At 38.0% G+C, this 16953-nt stretch carries 11 protein-coding genes; 8 read left to right on the top strand and 3 right to left on the bottom strand.

Annotation, left to right across the window (positions count from 1 at the left end; translation table 11 throughout):
* Window positions 1-606: 606 nt before the first annotated feature.
* Window positions 607-1476, top strand: a complete 870-nt coding sequence (locus CWB72_RS06975; protein ID WP_138630185.1) for a DNA replication terminus site-binding protein — start codon at window positions 607-609, stop codon at window positions 1474-1476.
* Window positions 1477-1485: 9 nt separating this feature from the next.
* On the opposite strand, the gene CWB72_RS06970 is transcribed toward CWB72_RS06975, so the two are convergent.
* Window positions 1486-2700, bottom strand: a complete 1215-nt coding sequence (locus tag CWB72_RS06970; RefSeq protein WP_130254783.1) for a replication protein A — start codon at window positions 2698-2700, stop codon at window positions 1486-1488.
* Between the two features lie 675 nt (window positions 2701-3375).
* On the opposite strand from CWB72_RS06970, the gene CWB72_RS06965 reads away from it, so the two are divergent.
* From CWB72_RS06965 to rmuC, 6 genes are all read left to right on the top strand, one after another.
* Window positions 3376-4614 (top strand): AAA family ATPase, encoded by a 1239-nt coding sequence (locus CWB72_RS06965; protein ID WP_138630183.1) that lies wholly within the window; start codon window positions 3376-3378, stop codon window positions 4612-4614.
* A gap of 10 nt (window positions 4615-4624) precedes the next feature.
* Entirely contained in the window at window positions 4625-5587 is a 963-nt protein-coding gene (locus CWB72_RS06960; RefSeq protein WP_138630181.1) for a transcriptional regulator, read from the top strand.
* A 155-nt stretch (window positions 5588-5742) separates the two neighbouring features.
* Window positions 5743-8847 carry a DEAD/DEAH box helicase gene (locus CWB72_RS06955; protein ID WP_138630179.1) on the top strand — a complete coding sequence of 1035 codons (3105 nt, stop codon included), beginning with the start codon at window positions 5743-5745 and terminating at the stop codon, window positions 8845-8847.
* 230 nt (window positions 8848-9077) lie between these two features.
* A complete protein-coding gene (locus tag CWB72_RS06950; RefSeq protein WP_130254779.1) occupies window positions 9078-9278 on the top strand; it encodes a hypothetical protein in 201 nt (66 codons plus the stop codon).
* Window positions 9279-9292: 14 nt separating this feature from the next.
* Window positions 9293-9976, top strand: a complete 684-nt coding sequence (locus CWB72_RS06945) for a response regulator (RefSeq protein WP_138630177.1) — start codon at window positions 9293-9295, stop codon at window positions 9974-9976.
* Between the two features lie 64 nt (window positions 9977-10040).
* Window positions 10041-11504, top strand: coding sequence for a DNA recombination protein RmuC (rmuC, locus tag CWB72_RS06940; protein ID WP_138630175.1), 1464 nt, complete (start codon window positions 10041-10043; stop codon window positions 11502-11504).
* Between the two features lie 51 nt (window positions 11505-11555).
* Here the strand turns inward: rmuC and CWB72_RS06935 are convergent, their stop codons facing one another.
* On the bottom strand, window positions 11556-12047 hold the full coding sequence (locus tag CWB72_RS06935; RefSeq protein ID WP_138630173.1) for a hypothetical protein: 492 nt from the start codon (window positions 12045-12047) through the stop codon (window positions 11556-11558).
* Window positions 12048-12767: 720 nt separating this feature from the next.
* Window positions 12768-14372, bottom strand: coding sequence for an isocitrate lyase (locus CWB72_RS06930; protein ID WP_138630171.1), 1605 nt, complete (start codon window positions 14370-14372; stop codon window positions 12768-12770).
* A 249-nt stretch (window positions 14373-14621) separates the two neighbouring features.
* Here CWB72_RS06930 and CWB72_RS06925 point away from each other — a divergent pair, with 249 nt between their 5' ends.
* Window positions 14622-16799: a malate synthase G gene (locus CWB72_RS06925; RefSeq protein ID WP_138630169.1), complete on the top strand. Its 2178-nt coding sequence runs from the start codon at window positions 14622-14624 to the stop codon at window positions 16797-16799.
* The last annotated feature ends 154 nt before the right edge of the window (window positions 16800-16953 follow it).

Here is a 16953-nt window from a genome sequence, read left to right as displayed (position 1 = left end):
ATGAATAAGAACTCATCATACTTTAACGCTAAAAATTAACATTAAATTTGAATTAATAGTTTAACAAGAAGATAGATTTACTTTAATCCTAACGACAAAACCTTACATGCACTCTAGATTTCTTTAAAAATAAACTTTTGTCTTAAGTAGTTTATGTTTTTCAAGATATGTAAACTATTAATATAGTCCTGTATTTAGTTAAATTTTGCGAATGTATTTAGAAAATTATGAACAGCATAAACTTATGTAGGTTTGTATTAATGTGTCTTATATTTTCAATATGCAGCTAAGCCCTATAACTATGAAATCCTCAAATTTCTCATTTAAAAATACAGATCTGTATGTCTAATTTTATTGGAATATAAATATTTGCATTACTAAGCTTCTTCTTAGCTAGAGATTTTTTAAAGTTCTATTTCGGCGCTTTATTATTGAAAAATACTTTAATCCCGTCACAAATCTTATACTGTTAATATTTGGACTTACCTATAACCATAAATTATCCGTCCCACACGAAAATGTAAAACAAGAATAAATTTTATAAGGAATTATTTTATGTTATAATAAAAGAACACATCATACATTATCTCATATACTAAAATTACAATGAATATCAATTTTCTTATCAAAGCACAATTTGATTTGCTGCTAAATCATTTAGAGCTCTTCTCTAAAGAACTTGAATCAGCCACTATTATTTCAGCTAATTATTATTCTCTTCCAGCTTATGATAAAGAGCAAGAACATACTGCTCCAGATAAGATTATTGTAAATGAAATAACGGGTGATGAGGCTTTAAAAAAGATTATATTTTCATTTAATGATTTATTTTTAGAGTCAGGTAAAAGTGGCAAAGTTTTAGCTAGGCACCCAGGCATTGTGTTAGTAGAAGATAAATTTAAACATTTGCAAAATAGAATAAATTCAATCAACATCGAAAAGTCAAAGTTTAAAGAGTTAATTCTTAGTATTCCGAATAATGATGCTCGTTTTGAAGCAGTTCACTCTGCTGTTCCAAACTTAATTACTTTAGCTGCATACCGGAAAATTCACTGCGAATCAGACTCACCTTTTTCAGTCCGATTCTCTTGGATGAAAAAGCATGCAACGAAAACTTTGACTAAAGATGCAGCTTTAGAAATGCTCGATCGTTCTTCTAAGTATTCTAACCCACGAGCAATAGATCAAGATTCATGGTTAAAGGCTGTCGAAACTGAAAAACTTCGAGTCCAAAGTTTACAGTCAGATTCAAAATTAAGAATAAGAAGACCAACTAGAGTAACCCCAGAAGTAAATATTCGTTTTACTGCGACCAATAGGTACCATGTAAGTGGTGCACTACCTTTTATTATGTTAAATCCTAGCAAGAAATTAAAGGTCGGTAGTCTTCCTGACTATGATGCAAGTGTGAGTGACCCAAGAAAGCGGGAGTATAACTTTCTAGTCGATAGAATTTATCTAGAAAAAAAAGAGTAAATTCAAAATTTACTCTTTTACAATCTCTTCAAGTACATCTTCATCAATAACTTCAACAGCTTCGACTAATCGTTTTCCACCCTGAATTTCGATTCTCTTGTTTTGCTTATTTAAAGTAAGAATTTCATCACAAAATTCTTCAGAAGGATGCATCTCATAGACGTAATCGATGATTTTTCCAGTTTTATCATCTTTCACATTGGTTATATCGTATTCAGAAATAGCACCTTTTTCTATCAAATCCTTCATTGTCGTAGTCATATCTCGACGTAAAGCTTTCAGTTTATTCTCTGTTATCTCATCAGTTGAGTAAATAGAACCATATTTTTCCATGATTGAGAGTAATCTGAAGTGGTAAGTTTTACCTGGTGCAGCATATCGCCATAGATGATACAAACGAAGCATCATCCAACGAGATAAACCCCGTTTTAATTCTTGTGCTCTGTTGAAGTAATAACCTTTATATTCTAGATTATCGATCATGTTATGAACAAATGCGTTCAAACAAGCGACACATTTGACATTACCACCCTGGCCTTTTTTGCCACTAAAATGTAATGAAGAAAGAAAATTCATATTTGATTCGTAGAAAGAATCATCAATATCTGTATTTTTAGTATCCGTCGCTGAATATTTAAACGATAGTTTAGAACCTTGAAGTGCTTCTAAAGATTCTTTTATTTGAGGGTAAGGCATAGATTGACCAACAGCTTTTAACTCCTGCGCCAATTCGTTCATAGAAAATATTACAGCATATTGAATACCGGACTTAAAATTAATTTTTACAATTTTCCCTTTTGACGCCAGTCGAATTAATGCTCTTTCAACTTTTTCTTCACGATCAGATGGCCAAACTAAACATTCAACTTCTTCACCTTCTAACTTAGTGCTCACTACTGCAGGTGTAATTTTTATTTCACCTTCATAAAGAATACCATCAACTTTTTCAGATATACGTCGCGTTATTATTGTTTTTTTCGGGGCTTCTTCTAATGGTAATTTTTTATGACCAGAGCGGACAAAGCGACCCCAAAGATCATAATGGTTAAATGTATTAGAATATGCTCGAAGTTCATGTGCAGCACTGTCAAGTGTGATACGAACATCTTTATTATCAGTAAATAGTGCTAAATTTTCATTATCGGTTGCACTTTCTACTCCATGAATTTGCCCACGTAATGAATCAGGTAGATTATCAACTGAGATGTTCACCTTTCGGCTCATTGTTTTACTTCCAAATTTCGACGACATGCTATAACAACATATTCCACAGCAAAAGTTAATAATTAAAGTTAGTAAAAAAGTGATCTGAAGATGATTTTTATTGAGATCATATTTTTACTAACTAATTCTATAAATCAAAATTTTACTAACTCATTCCCGGTTTGTCATATATTTTAATGGTTTTAAGTCAAACCTTGTTGTTATTTGCTGTGTATAACTCTTTTCTTAATTAATAAAGATCTGATCTGTACTAAGAACAGATCAGATCTTTATTAACTTATTACAATATAGATATAAAAGATCCGTGTATAACTTACTGAAATATCTTAGTAAAAATCTGATCTCTAATGCATTTCTGTTCGTAACTTTGTTCACAAGTTGTGCATAAGTTAAATTTTGATATATTAGTTAGTAAAATTTAGATCTGTAAGTTAATAAAGATCAGATCTTTACTTCGTTAGAATGTGATCTGACTTTTTTACCATTATTATTAAAAATCAATAGTTTATTAAATTATTTCACTTCACTAACCTTAATTACCTTATACTTTAACCATACTTAATCCTCTTATTTATTCTTAAGAAGTAGTAAGTTTACAAATGTCTTCTTTTTTTGCTGTTTACTATTAAAGTTATAGACATTATAATATTTAGCATAATGTTAAGGATATTATGTATGTCAATTAATACTCGCGCACTAACAACTTATAAACTTTTAAAAGCTACAGCCGAAGTTGCTGAACAGTCTTTAGAAGGCCGGATCCAACATTATCGTGCTCATTTAAAAAGCGATGAAAAAGAGCTCCGCACATACACACAGAAAGCTGCAGCTGATTTACTTGGTTGCAATAATAGAACATTAAAACGCAGACATGACCAAGGTGACTTTGATAAATTAAACATTCAAAAAGGAGCTAACGGACATTATGCTTATACATTATCTAATATTTTTGCAATGGCTGGAATTATGGGAATTCCTCATGATCAGCGAAAAGACAGCGATAAACTTCAAGTCATTGTCATCAACTCTTTAAAAGGTGGATGTGGCAAGACAACATCTTTAGTAAATATTGCAGCTGCATTGGCAACAACAAATATAAAGCGTTATCGCATCGGTATCATTGACCTCGATCCTCAAGGTTCCTCTTCTAGTTTCTTTCCTTCTCAAGATCCAGAACCGATCACTGTTGGTGATCTCATGCGTGATTGTATTGAATTAGATGAAGGTGAAGTTTGGTCGGACGTTGTTAGTGAAGCTTTTCAATCGACACATATACCCAATATTCGACTTTTACCATCAGGGATGGATGATTTTTATTTTGAACATGAAACAGCAACTGAATTAAAAGAATCCTCTAGTTATGAGCAAACACGTCACTATCACAAACTGCTAGAAAAAGTGATAAAGCCCGTAGAAGATCAGTTCGATATAATCCTCATTGATACAGCTCCTTCTCTAAACTTTATGTTTTATAACGCATTAATGGCTTCAACAGCGATGCTTATTCCTGTTCATCCAGAAGCCGTTGACTTCGATGCTAATAATAAATATTTAAAACGTTTAGGTGAGATTTATCATACAGTTGCGGCTTTAGGCCATGAAGGTTGGGATTTCATGCAGTTTTTAGTTACCAACTATGTCAAAGGCAATCATTCTCAACGTGATATCGTCAAAGATGTTCGAAGTGCTTTTGGCCGTCAGGTTATGAGTTATCCGATTAATCATAGCTCTGCTATTACAGCAAGCTCCTCATCTTTTAACACGATCTTTGATCAAAAAACATCTGATAGCCTTGCTAGTCGTGAATCTTTGATCAAATCCCAAGAAAATATCAAAGATGTTGTTGATGAACTTGAAATGCTGATCCGTTCAAACTGGGTTTCAACCCAATCCTCTCTAGAACAACAAGTTTAATAGGTTTTACATGGCTAAAAAACGTAAAAACGACACTCGCTTAGACCCATTTGCTTCGCCTGTAAGTACCAGTAGTTTAGATGAGTTACTAGAACAAGCTTCAGTTGGTGAAGTATTAACGATGCCGGCACCAAGTGATCCAAATAGAATGATCACTTTGACGTGTCAGGTGATCAAACATAGCGATATTGAATCTCAAACGCGAGTATTAGGACAAAATCGCCGTGAACAAAGTTTGCTTTCACAAAAGTCAGTTGCTGACATTCTGCCTGCAATTAAAAACGACCAACGTAATCTCCATCCTGCATTGTGCTGGTCAAAAGGCGATATTCAATGGGTTTTATCTGGTTCTAGACGCCGTAAGGCCTGTTTACTTGCTGATGCTGATTATGTTGTACTTTCTTCCCCTGATTTTACTGATGAAGATGCAAAACTGTTAGCGGTTTCTTCCGATCAATATATTGCGCCTAGCCTGTGGGAGCTTGGACAAGCTTATGCTGATACTAAGCAAGAACTTATTGCTCAAGGCAAGAAAGGCTCTTACAGAGAGATCGCGGAGCTTGAAGGGGTATCTCACACAGCAATAGCAGATTCATTAAAAGCTTTTGAACAAATTCCTTTAAAAGTTTTACAACACTACCCTACACCAAATCACTTAGGTCGTGAGGCTGCAAAGAAATTAATTGACGCAATTAAAAAAGATCAGGATATGTTTTTCTTGCTGTTAGAAGATTTACGAAACCAATCTTTTATGTCTGAAGAAATGAGTGATGAGAAACGTGCAATTAAAATTACTCAGTTCCTGATTAACTTTGAGCAGCCTGTCCGCCGAAACGAGTCTCTGTTTAGCAATGAATTTATTGATTTGCAAAGAAGTAATAAAAGTGGCGACATAACAATTAAAATTAATAATCAGGTCATTACCGACAAACGCTTAGAGCAATTACAAAAGCTGCTAGCGACTTACAATTAATTATGGGCTTCGGCCCTTTTTTAAATCTACTTTTCATTGTTAAATTGATATCTTGTCTTACCAGTGAAGTTTTTTGCCATATCCAGGTTATTGGGTTTATTCGCTGGTGATATTTCCATATACTGGGCGGATGATTTGATTTTTACGCGAATTAAATGTCAACGCAGTTATCTAAAGAACAATTACTTGCTCTCTTTGAGGAAATAAAACAAGAACAAGCGACTCAATTTCCCCTTTCTGAGCGTTTTCTAAAGCAGTACTTCAATAGTAGTCTTTTATCTAAAGCAAAAGAGTATCTTCATAATTCCCAAATTAGTTTTTTAGAGCATAGCGAAGACTTTTCAACCATCGATAGTCAAGTCATTGGCAATTTTGGTAATACCTTTTCTCAATATATCAAAATTACTAAAGTAAATAATAACCCGAGTGTTGATGCGCAATGTACTTGTTCTAACAATACTAAATGTCGACACATTGCTGCTGTTCTACTTAAACTTAAAGTCGAACATTCTGGTGGTTTCGGTGAAGCGTTTTTAGTAAATGACTGGTTTAATGAATTAGCAAGTTTGCAGCATGGTGAGTCTATTGATACTGATAATGTCCTGCTGTTCACGCTCGAACCAATGGGTCAGGAAGTATTGCTTTACCCCAAGATGTCACCTTATCGTCCTGATGGTCAGTACCCTCTAGGTCGTCTATTAACTGAACCCCAGTTAAATAGCCCTGTAGCGCCTCCTGGCTTGCTTGAGTCTGATTTTAGACTATTTAGTTGGGTCCGTTCTCAAAACTCACCAGGTCATTATGAGCTTTCAGGTAAGTGGGGCTTTGAAGCTGTGAATCAGCTTTTGCAAACAAAGCGACTTTTCTTACAAAACAGCAGAACATTCTTAAAGCTCGGCCACCAGGCCAACCTTGCTCTGAACTGGCAGCAAAAGAATGATAAGTCACAATTAGTTGCCTCGATTGAGGGCGTCGAAAATTGGCACCTTATTAAAACAGATCCACCGCTCTATTTGGATACAGATACACATACCATTGGTCGGATCAATAGTGCGCTCAGTGCCCAAGAGCTAGCACATATAAACACCATGCCTGCAGTACCGAATGACCAACTGATGCAAGTAGTGAAGCGATTCCAAGAGGTATTTGCTGATAATATCGTCAGCATGCCAAATGGTACGCAAACGGAGCTAGAGTCATCAGGTGTACCTTTGAAGCTAAAATTAGTTGCCTCAGACGCATATTTTGGTTTTAAGCTGATCTCATCGCTAAAGACAGATGCAAAAAATACCGAAATCAGCAAAACGTTAAAACGCTCTGAACAATATTTACTAGGTCTAGGCTTGCGTTTGGAAGATGACCTTTTTGTTTTGCCTCACCAAGATGGTGCATTTATCCATTGGTTTAACCATGAAGTAAGAGGCAACTTGCAAAGTAAAGGTTGGCAAGTAGATGAGATCACAGAATCGAGTTCAGTAATATCAACTAAAGTGTCTTTATTGTTGAAAAGAGACAAGCATCACCATATTACTGGCAAGGTTTTACTTGATTCTAATCCTGTTTTACTTGACTGGGACAAACACGCTGAGCTCGAAGTAAATACACTTGCTAATCACTTTTATTATGTCGAAATTGCTAAACAGACTTATGCGTTAGAAAGACGGGCTTATGACAAGTTGATGTCTTTAAAAGCGCGGTTTAGTTATTACGCATCAAGTGCGCAATTTAAATTTCCCCTGTCGGTGATCAAGCAACTGTTTGCTATCGATGAACTTAACATTGAATGTAAAGATAAGAAGCTGCTCGATTATTTAAATGAGCTTAATAGCCCTGATCAAGTTCAATTGAAACCAAATAATCATAACAGTGATTTATTTACATTAAGGGATTATCAAGAGCTGGGCGTAAATTGGTTAAAGTTCTTACATCGACATCAGCTTGGGGGGATCCTTGCCGATGACATGGGATTAGGTAAAACACTACAAGTTATTGCTTACTTTATTAATCAGCATAATACGTTAGTGACTAAACCGAGCTTAATTGTGTGTCCAACGAGTTTGGTAGGAAATTGGCAAAATGAATTTGCGCGCTTTGCACCTAATTTACAGTTGACGACGGTCCACGGCAGTCAACGTGATAAGGTGTTAAATAACCTTCATGGCGCACGGTTTATTTTAACCACTTACCCCTTGCTAAAACGAGACCTTGAGCATTATAAAGGGCTTGACTTCGATTCGATTGTGCTAGATGAAGCGCAGTACATCAAAAATGAAGCTGCGCAAGTCTCTAAATGTGTTAAGCAACTATCAGCACAGTTTAAGCTTTGTCTCAGTGGCACACCCGTTGAAAATAATTTGCTTGAGCTTAAATCATTGCTCGATTTCGTTATGCCTGAAATATTAGGCACTAAGCAGCAATTTAAAGGTTATTTCCAGCAACCTATTGAAAAAGAGCAAGATCAAAGTCGTGTCTCAGAGCTTAAAGACCTTATTTCACCGTTTATTTTGCGTCGTACCAAGCAACAGGTTGCGACCGAGTTACCGAGCAAAACTGAATTAGTAAAAGAGTTACAATTTGCGCCTGTTCAAGCTCAGTTGTATACAGATATACAAAAACAACTTGAAAATAAGCTATTAGAGCTCTTTAAAGAGCAAGGGGTTGAGCGTAGTAAATTGGCATTCTTAGATGCTCTCTTGAAACTTAGACAAATTTGTTGTCACCCTAAATTGGTAGATAGTGAAACCTCAGAAGTGGGTGCTAAGTTGGCTTGGCTGGGTGAACATTTGCCAGAAATGCTTGCACAGGGTCGTAAAGTGATTATTTTCAGTCAGTTTACGTCAGTACTTGATTTAATCGCAGCGCATTGTAATGAACTTGGTATCACTTACAGCATGCTTACGGGTCAAACACGTCACAGAGACAAAGTGATCTCGACGTTCACTGAAGGTGAAAGCAACGTGTTTTTGATTAGTTTAAAAGCGGGTGGAACAGGACTGAACTTGACGCAAGCTGACACTGTGATCCATTTTGACCCTTGGTGGAATCCGGCAGTAGAAAATCAAGCTACTGATAGAGCGTATCGAATAGGTCAAGATAAGCCTGTTTTTGTTTATAAACTAATTATGGCCGACTCTATAGAGCAAAAAGTATTTACCATGCAGCAGCAAAAGCAGGCTTTGGTTGATGCTTTATTTAATGATAAACATATGACTTTTAATAGTTTTAATGAAGAGCAAATGTTAGCACTTTTACAAAATTAAAAATATTTAAATTAATTTTGAACTTTTCAATTTAGGCAGGGTCTATGTAATTAGTGATGCAGATTTTCTGTTTTATTCCCCCCCTTAACTAACTTGTTTTTAATGGCCAACTTATAGTTGGCCATTTTTTTATGCTTTTTACTCTATTCCATATTTGATCCACATTGTGTTGCTTTAATTACACTATCGCTTACTTACTTTAGTTAATTGCAGCCGATTTGGAGTCGATTATGCTTTGCCACCAACAACCTGAATTAAGTTTTATTGAGCCACTTTCACCTTGTGATCAGGATTTGCTTTCAGAAGTTGCTAGTAGTGAAGATCTTTCAAGCATTTTAACTATGCTTTTATTTGATGAAACTTTATCGTATGAGCTAAAGCAAAGTGTAAAAGCTCAACTTAAACAGCTAAAATGTATTAAAACTCAATAAGTAAACGTAAAACTATGGCGCACATTCTGATTGTTGAAGACGAATATGATATTGCAGAGCAGGTCATGCTGTTTTTCAAGGCTGCACAATTTGAGGTCACTCATATTGCAGATGGAGCAGACGTTGTAGGCTGGGTTGCAGAACATCAACCTGACGCAATTTTGATGGATATTATGCTACCTAATCAAGATGGCGTGGAATGCATGAAGCAAATCAGACAGTTCTCAATGGTGCCTATCGTGATGATGACGGCCAAAGTTTCCGAAGCAGATAGGCTTAGGGGGTTAGAGTTCGGTGCTGATGATTATGTATGTAAACCTTTCAGTGCGGCTGAATTAGTGATGCGTATTCGCGCTATTTTGAGACGTTGTGCGCCTCTCGAAGCAAAAGAAGAAAAAATAAAGGTTGATGAAGAGCAGTTACTTATTCAACTAAAAGGCCAAACTTTGCCTTTGACTAAAGTTGAGTTTGATATTTTTGCGCTACTTTATAAAGCCCCTAGCCGTGTTTTCTCTCGCCAGCAAATTTTAGACTTTATTCAACCAGATAACTTCGATATTTCAGATCGTGTGATAGACAGTCATATCAAAAATATTCGTAAGAAGATCAAACAAATTGGTGTGTCTGCAAAACTGGTTGGCTCTGTATATGGCGCCGGATATCGCTTTGATGAACAGCAAATAGACGCCGCTACTTAAAGCATTGGTAACCCAAGCCTTGTCTAAGGTATTATCAGCTTAATAACAATATTAAGAGGCTGATATGATTGAGTCATTTCTCTCGCAGTTAACTTGGGTGCATGGCGTCATAGGTATCCTAGGCGTTGCTGCTCCCTTGCCCTTTTTTTGGCAACGCCTTGTAAGAAAACAATCGTTAATCCATCAACTTGAATTGCAACTCGAGCAACACCTTGCTCAACAAGCTCAATTACAACACGCTTATCAAGCGGAACAGGAATTAGCTCAGCAGCTACAAAACGATAAGTTGCAGTTACATGGTCAAGTTCAACAAACTCAAGCTCGCTTAAGTGAGAAACAACTTCAGTCACAGCAATTCCATAAGCTTTGGCTGCAGGGTGAACAAAATTTACAAGCGCTTCAGCAAGAGAAAAACCTCATTGCGCTTGAGTTAGCTGAATTAAAGGCGTCATCAGAGCAGAAACAAGCGGCATTAGAAGCACAACTTAATCATTTAGAGCAAACAAAGACTCAATTGAAACAAGAGTTTGAAAATCTGGCAAATCAGATCTTTGAAGAAAAATCACAGCGCTTTGGGCAACAAAGCCAAGAACGAATTGGTCAGTTGCTTCAGCCAGTTCAAGGTGAATTAAAAGGTTTCCGTGACAAAATGGAAGCCATTCATAGTGAAGAGCTCAAGCAGCGCGCAGCATTAAAAACTGAGCTGTTACACCTACAAGCGAATAATAAATCAATCACCGAGCAAGCCGATAAATTAACGACTGCACTGCAAGGACAAAAGAAAACGCAAGGTAATTGGGGTGAGTTAATGCTTGAAAACGTGCTAGACAGTGCGGGTTTAAGACCTGGTGATGATTATAAAAGAGAAGCGTCTTTTACTACAGAAGTTGGCAAGTTTAGACCGGATGTATTGGTCTACCTTCCCCAACAAAGGCATTTAATCATCGATGCTAAAACATCATTAAATGCATATACTCGCTATGTGAATGCCGAGTGTGACGCTGAAGCGCAAAGCGCCTTAGTCCAGCACTATCATGCTGTGGCAGATCGTATTAAGGAATTGGACGAGAAGCGTTATGAAAAACTACCAGGGATCAATTCACCTGAAGTGGTGATCATGTTTATTCCCGTAGAGTCTGCATTTGTTGCGGCGGTTAAACATAACCCGGCCATTTATCAACATGCTTTAGAGCATAATGTTTTGGTGGCGACACCCACTACGCTTTTAACGAGTCTTAACATTGTGAAACAGCTTTGGCGTTTTGAAGAGCAATCAAAGCATAGTCGTGAACTTGCTTTACGCGCTGAGCGTTTTTATAACAAATTGAATGGTTTTTTGACTAGCATGGAGGGCGTTGGCGTTCAGTTAGATAAAGCCAAAGAAAGCTACGAGAAAGCATTTTCTCAACTCTATGCTGGAAAAGGCAATTTAATCAAACAAGCATCAGAGTTCAAAGAACTGGGGGTGTCAGTGAGCAAAGAGTTACCAAAGCAATTGCAAGATAAAGCTCGATTAGAATTAGATTAATAAAAAGAAAAGGAGTCAGTTGGCTCCTTTTTACTCTCAGTCACTAAGTGGTTAGCTGTTTCTTTGAGTATTCGGGTTTGCGCATTGCGCTTTTTGACCTTTTCGTTGCAAGCTGACGAATAAATTCATGGTTAGAGTATGCGTTTTTATATCTTTCCAGATTAAACTACTCGCTGGTGGGCATAGTGAGTGTTTTACATAGTTACTTAATACTTCGCCTTCCATATTCAGCTTTTTTGGTACTCTAATGTTGGTAACGACACGATACTCACTGAATTTGACTTCATCTAGTTGCCATGTACCCATCATAAATTGTTTTGAAAAATAGCGAACAACGCGTGTTTGCGACTCTTCTGATAATGGAGGTTGTGATTGAGAAGCTGATAAATTAGTCCAGTAAAAAATGGCCATAAGGGTTAGCAAAATAGCTCCAAAAGATATGTATTTTAAGCTCGCAGATTTTGCAGCTTTTGAGTTGTTTTGCTTTTGGCGAGACTCGATAATTTTCGCCCAGTCGCCATGCTTTAAAGTTGGTTGAGACATGTTCTTCTCCCGTGTTATTGGAAGTATTTAAACAAACCAATGTGGAAGAAAAATGGAGTGAATGTGGACGAAATTTGTAGACTTCAAAGCTGCCTATGAACCCTAGAATCGGTCTATGTTAATTTTAAAGGCAGGCGTTATTAGCTAGGTTTAAAATGACTGGCTCTAATTTAGTTCAGTAAATTTGATGAATGTGGTTGAGTTGGCTTCAATACCTCAGATAAAGTTTCAGTAACTATTTCAGTCATAGTCTTAATATCGGACATAAATTTATGGCATAGCTGCTGAAAATAAACTTTTGATAATTGAGTACATTTGCGCCTTATATTCAATATTCTTCTGCTTTATATAAAAACATAAATAGTGAAAGCCCTGACTAAAAAGACCTGTGGGCTAGTCAAAGTCTAAATGCTTTATTTTGTATTTTGAAAGTCGAATTAGATTGCAAAGTAAGTTGTCTTTTGCTTTATAACTCTCTGGTGCTCATTTTATTTTTATGTACTTCTTGGTTTCAGGATGACAGTCATAAGTGAATGATGAGACAGGCAATAATATGGTGAAGCCTGTCATGTAGACTATTTTTAGCTATGTTGAGCCTAAATAGTAGAAGGGAGTTGTGAGTGAACTGTAAAGGCCCTTTACAAAATAATTGCTAACTTATGCTAATAAAAAAGGGCCCGATTGGGCCCTTTGCTGATAAGGAACTATATGACTCAAAAATTAGAACTGGTTCATGGTGTTGGCTTCACCACCTGCTTTTAGTGCATTGTCACCAGAGAAGTACTCTTTGTGCGTATCACCGATGTTTGAACCTGCTAGGTCTTGGTGTTTCACTGACGCTTGTTCACGGCGGATTTCTTGACGTTGAACATCACGTACGTAAGCCAGCATGCCTAGGTCACCGAAGTAGCCTTCAGCAAGAATATCTGTGCTTAGTGCGGCCGTGTGATATGTTGGTAGCGTGATTAAGTGGTGGAAAATACCCGCTTCACGAGCGCCATCCTTTTGGAAGTTTTGTACTAGTACATCTGCCGCCGCTGCAAGCTCTGAGCTATCTAGTTCAGGTGCCATCAATGCTTTGATGTCTTGAGACGGATCTGGGTAAGCAGATAGATCTTTACCTTGTGCTTGCCACTCTGAGTATACTTGCTCACGGAACTTAAGTGTCCAGTTGAATGATGGTGAGTTGTTGTATACTAGCTTCGCATTTGGTACTTGCTCGCGAACACGATTAACAAGCTCAGCGATTTGTTTTACGTTTGGCTTTTCAGTTTCAATCCACAGTAAGTCAGCACCTGACTGTAGGCTAGTTACACAATCAAGCACTACGCGGTCTTTTTCTGTGCCCTTTTTGAACTGATATAAACCATTGTCTAAGCGCACTGGCTTACAAAGCTCACCATTCAATTTCATCGCCATTTCACCTTCTTCAAGATCTGCACCGCTTGAAACTGGTGTTGTGTCTAAGAATGCGGTGTATTGGCTCGCTAAATCGCCTGGTGTTTTAGATACCGGTACTTTTTGTGTTAAGCTGGCACCGAGTGAGTCAGTACGTGCCACAATTATACCATCTTCAACACCTAGCTCTAAGAATGCATAACGAACTGCGTTGATTTTTGCTAGAAAGTCTTCATGAGGTACAGTTACTTTACCAGCTTGGTGACCACACTGTTTTGCATCAGATACCTGGTTTTCAATTTGAATTGCACATGCGCCAGCTTCAATCATTTTCTTAGCAAGTAGGTATGTTGCTTCCTCGTTACCAAAACCCGCATCAATATCAGCGATAATTGGTACCACATGCGTTTCGAAATTATCGATTTTGCTCATTATTGCTTCAACATCACCACCATTTGCTTTTGCTTCATCTAACTCTTTATATAAGTGATCTAGTTCGCGCGCGTCTGCTTGTTTTAAGAAAGTATAGATTTCTTCGATAAGTGCAGGCACTGAGGTTTTCTCATGCATACTTTGGTCTGGTAGTGGACCAAACTCAGAGCGAAGTGCCGCAACCATCCAGCCACTTAGGTAAACGTAAGAACGTTTAGTCGTTTTTTGATGGCGCTTAACTGCCATCATCATCTGCTGTGCAGTGAAGCCGTGCCAACAACCGAGAGACTGAGTGTATTGACTACTATCTGCGTCATAAGTCGCCATGTCTTCACGCATCACCTTTGCAGTATACTTAGCGATGTCTAAACCTGTTTTAAAGCGGTTTTGCAAATTCATACGGCTTGCAAACTCTGGGCTGATTGATTGCCACGTATTACCCTGTGTTTGGCAAAGAGTGCTGAAGTGGTCAAGTTTTGATTGATAGCTAGTCATAATAAAAATCCTTCGAACGGGTTGCTGTATAACTTTTTATTCATGTTTATGAGAGTGACACCATAAAGCTGTTGGTTATTTGCTCTGCTTGGCGCTTAATTCAACACTAGGCCGATTTTTATGATTTTTTAAATTTATAGTTGTTATCTTGGGTATTCTTTTAGTGAATGATTTAGGGGTTAGGTTTTCGCTGTTTTTAAGATATGGTTTGTCTAAACCCGTTCAAATTTTATGCTTAGGAAGATATTCATGAGTGCAACAGTTCAACAAGCTGGCTTAACCATAGATCAGCAACTTTATGACTTCGTTAATCAACAGGCTTTGCCCGGCACCGGTTTGCAAGCAGAGGCTTTTTGGCAAGGTTTTGCAGATCTGGTCAATGAACTTACACCAATCAATAAATCATTACTGACAAAGCGCGATACACTGCAGTTGCAGATTGATGCCTTTCATAAGCAGCAAGGGCAATGGGATGCAGAGGCTTACAAATCATTTTTGACCGAAATTGGTTATCTAGTACCTGAGCCTGAAGAAGCAAAAATTACAACTGAACACGTTGAACCTGAGATTGCGCTCACTGCAGCCCCGCAGCTGGTTGTGCCTGTAAGCAATGCGCGTTTTGCATTGAATGCGGCGAATGCAAGGTGGGGCTCGCTCTATGATGCTTTGTACGGTACGGATTTATTGCCAGAAAAAGACGGCGCTGAAAAGCAAAAAGCGTATAACCCGGTGCGTGGCTTTAAAGTAATGGCTTACGCTAGACAGTTTTTAGATATTGCCCTGCCACTGCAATCAGGCTCTCATATTGAGAGTACTAATTACTCAGTGCTAGATGAGCAACTAGTTGTCACTTTGAATGACAGCTCACAAGTCTCGCTTTCGACACCTGCACAATTTGTGGGTTATCAAGGCCAGGCACAGAATCCAACTGCTTTACTGTTCAAGCATCATGATTTACACATCGAAATTCAAATTGACCCACATAACCCCATCGGGCAAGCTGACAAAGCGGGGATCAAAGACGTATTACTTGAAGCCGCGTTAACGACCATCATGGACTGTGAAGACTCTGTGGCCGCTGTTGACGCTGAAGATAAAGTCGGTGTTTACAGCAATTGGCTGGGTTTGATGAAAGGTACCCTGACGGATACATTTATAAAAGATGGTCAAGAACTGACGCGCAGTTTAGCAACCGATCGCGAATATACCAGTAAAAGTGGTGAGCGTTTGAGCTTGAAAGGTCGTAGCATGATGTTTGTGCGTAATGTAGGGCACTTAATGACGAATCCTGCGATCTTAGATCAAAAAGGTGACGAGATCTTTGAAGGGATCATGGATGCGGTGTTCACGTCGCTGTGTGCAATGCATGATCTTCAAGGTAATAGCCCATTTAAAAACTCGACGGCTGCGAGTGTTAATATTGTTAAACCTAAAATGCATGGTCCAGAAGAAGTCGCCTTTACCAATACCCTTTTCTCTCGTGTTGAAAGTTTATTAGGTTTGCCAGAAAACACATTAAAAATGGGCATTATGGACGAAGAGCGTCGCACTTCCGTGAATTTAATGGCGTCTATTAACCAAGCCAAATCTCGAGTGGTATTTATTAATACCGGGTTCTTAGACAGAACCGGTGATGAAATCCACACCTCTATGGTGGCGGGTCCGGTATTGCCTAAAGCTCAGATCAAGGCACAACCTTGGATAGCGGCGTATGAAGATCAAAATGTCGATATTGGTCTAAAATGTGGTTTCAGTGGCAAGGCGCAGATCGGTAAAGGCATGTGGCCGATGCCAGATAAAATGGCATTGATGATGGAGCAAAAGTTGGCTCATCCTAAATCGGGCGCAAATACTGCTTGGGTGCCCTCTCCAACAGCAGCAACTCTACATGCGATGCATTACCATCAAGTGGATGTTTTTGCTATTCAGGCTGAACTGAAAGCGCGTCAACAAGCGTCACTAGACGACTTATTAACGCCTCCTTTGTTGCTTGATGTAGAGCTAAGCAAAGAAGATATTCAATCTGAAATTGAGAATAACGCACAAGGTATTTTGGGTTATGTAGTACGTTGGATAGATCAAGGCGTTGGTTGCTCAAAAGTACCAGATATTAATCATATTGGTTTGATGGAAGACCGAGCGACTTTACGTATTTCAAGCCAGCATATCGCAAACTGGTTGAAACATGGCATTTGTACGCCAGAGCAAGTTCAGGCAACGTTTGCCAAGATGGCTGAAGTGGTCGATACGCAAAATCAGCACGACACACACTATACGCCAATGGCATCAAGTAATGAGAGCCTAACAAGTAATCTTGCTTATCAAGCGGCGTTAGCCTTGGTATTCGAAGGTGAACAGCAACCTAATGGCTATACTGAGCCACTGTTACATAGTTACCGCCTTAAATACAAAGCGGCAAATAACTAAAGCGCTAGCTTAACCAATTTCTTTCCTAGTTTAATGCCAACGTGAAGTTGGCATTTTTCGTTTATTACCCATAAAAATATAATTCATAAAAAAACAAAATGTGATGTTGTAACACTTCTGTTTTTGTTATATTGTAACAACTGTTTTAAGTGAT

The organism is Pseudoalteromonas phenolica (assembly GCF_005886345.1).
GTDB lineage: Bacteria > Pseudomonadota > Gammaproteobacteria > Enterobacterales > Alteromonadaceae > Pseudoalteromonas > Pseudoalteromonas phenolica_A.
This window is presented reverse-complemented; position numbering and strand designations above follow the sequence as displayed.

Excerpts from the sequence above, each read along its gene's own strand:
- CWB72_RS06975 (WP_138630185.1), top strand. The coding sequence starts at position 607 with ATGAATATCAATTTTCTTATCAAAGCACAATTTGATTTGCTGCTAAAT.
- CWB72_RS06970 (WP_130254783.1), bottom strand. The coding sequence starts at position 2,700 with ATGAGCCGAAAGGTGAACATCTCAGTTGATAATCTACCTGATTCATTA.
- CWB72_RS06965 (WP_138630183.1), top strand. The coding sequence starts at position 3,376 with ATGTCAATTAATACTCGCGCACTAACAACTTATAAACTTTTAAAAGCT.
- CWB72_RS06960 (WP_138630181.1), top strand. The coding sequence starts at position 4,625 with ATGGCTAAAAAACGTAAAAACGACACTCGCTTAGACCCATTTGCTTCG.
- CWB72_RS06955 (WP_138630179.1), top strand. The coding sequence starts at position 5,743 with ATGTCAACGCAGTTATCTAAAGAACAATTACTTGCTCTCTTTGAGGAA.
- CWB72_RS06950 (WP_130254779.1), top strand. The coding sequence starts at position 9,078 with ATGCTTTGCCACCAACAACCTGAATTAAGTTTTATTGAGCCACTTTCA.
- CWB72_RS06945 (WP_138630177.1), top strand. The coding sequence starts at position 9,293 with ATGGCGCACATTCTGATTGTTGAAGACGAATATGATATTGCAGAGCAG.
- rmuC (WP_138630175.1), top strand. The coding sequence starts at position 10,041 with ATGATTGAGTCATTTCTCTCGCAGTTAACTTGGGTGCATGGCGTCATA.
- CWB72_RS06935 (WP_138630173.1), bottom strand. The coding sequence starts at position 12,047 with ATGTCTCAACCAACTTTAAAGCATGGCGACTGGGCGAAAATTATCGAG.
- CWB72_RS06930 (WP_138630171.1), bottom strand. The coding sequence starts at position 14,372 with ATGACTAGCTATCAATCAAAACTTGACCACTTCAGCACTCTTTGCCAA.
- CWB72_RS06925 (WP_138630169.1), top strand. The coding sequence starts at position 14,622 with ATGAGTGCAACAGTTCAACAAGCTGGCTTAACCATAGATCAGCAACTT.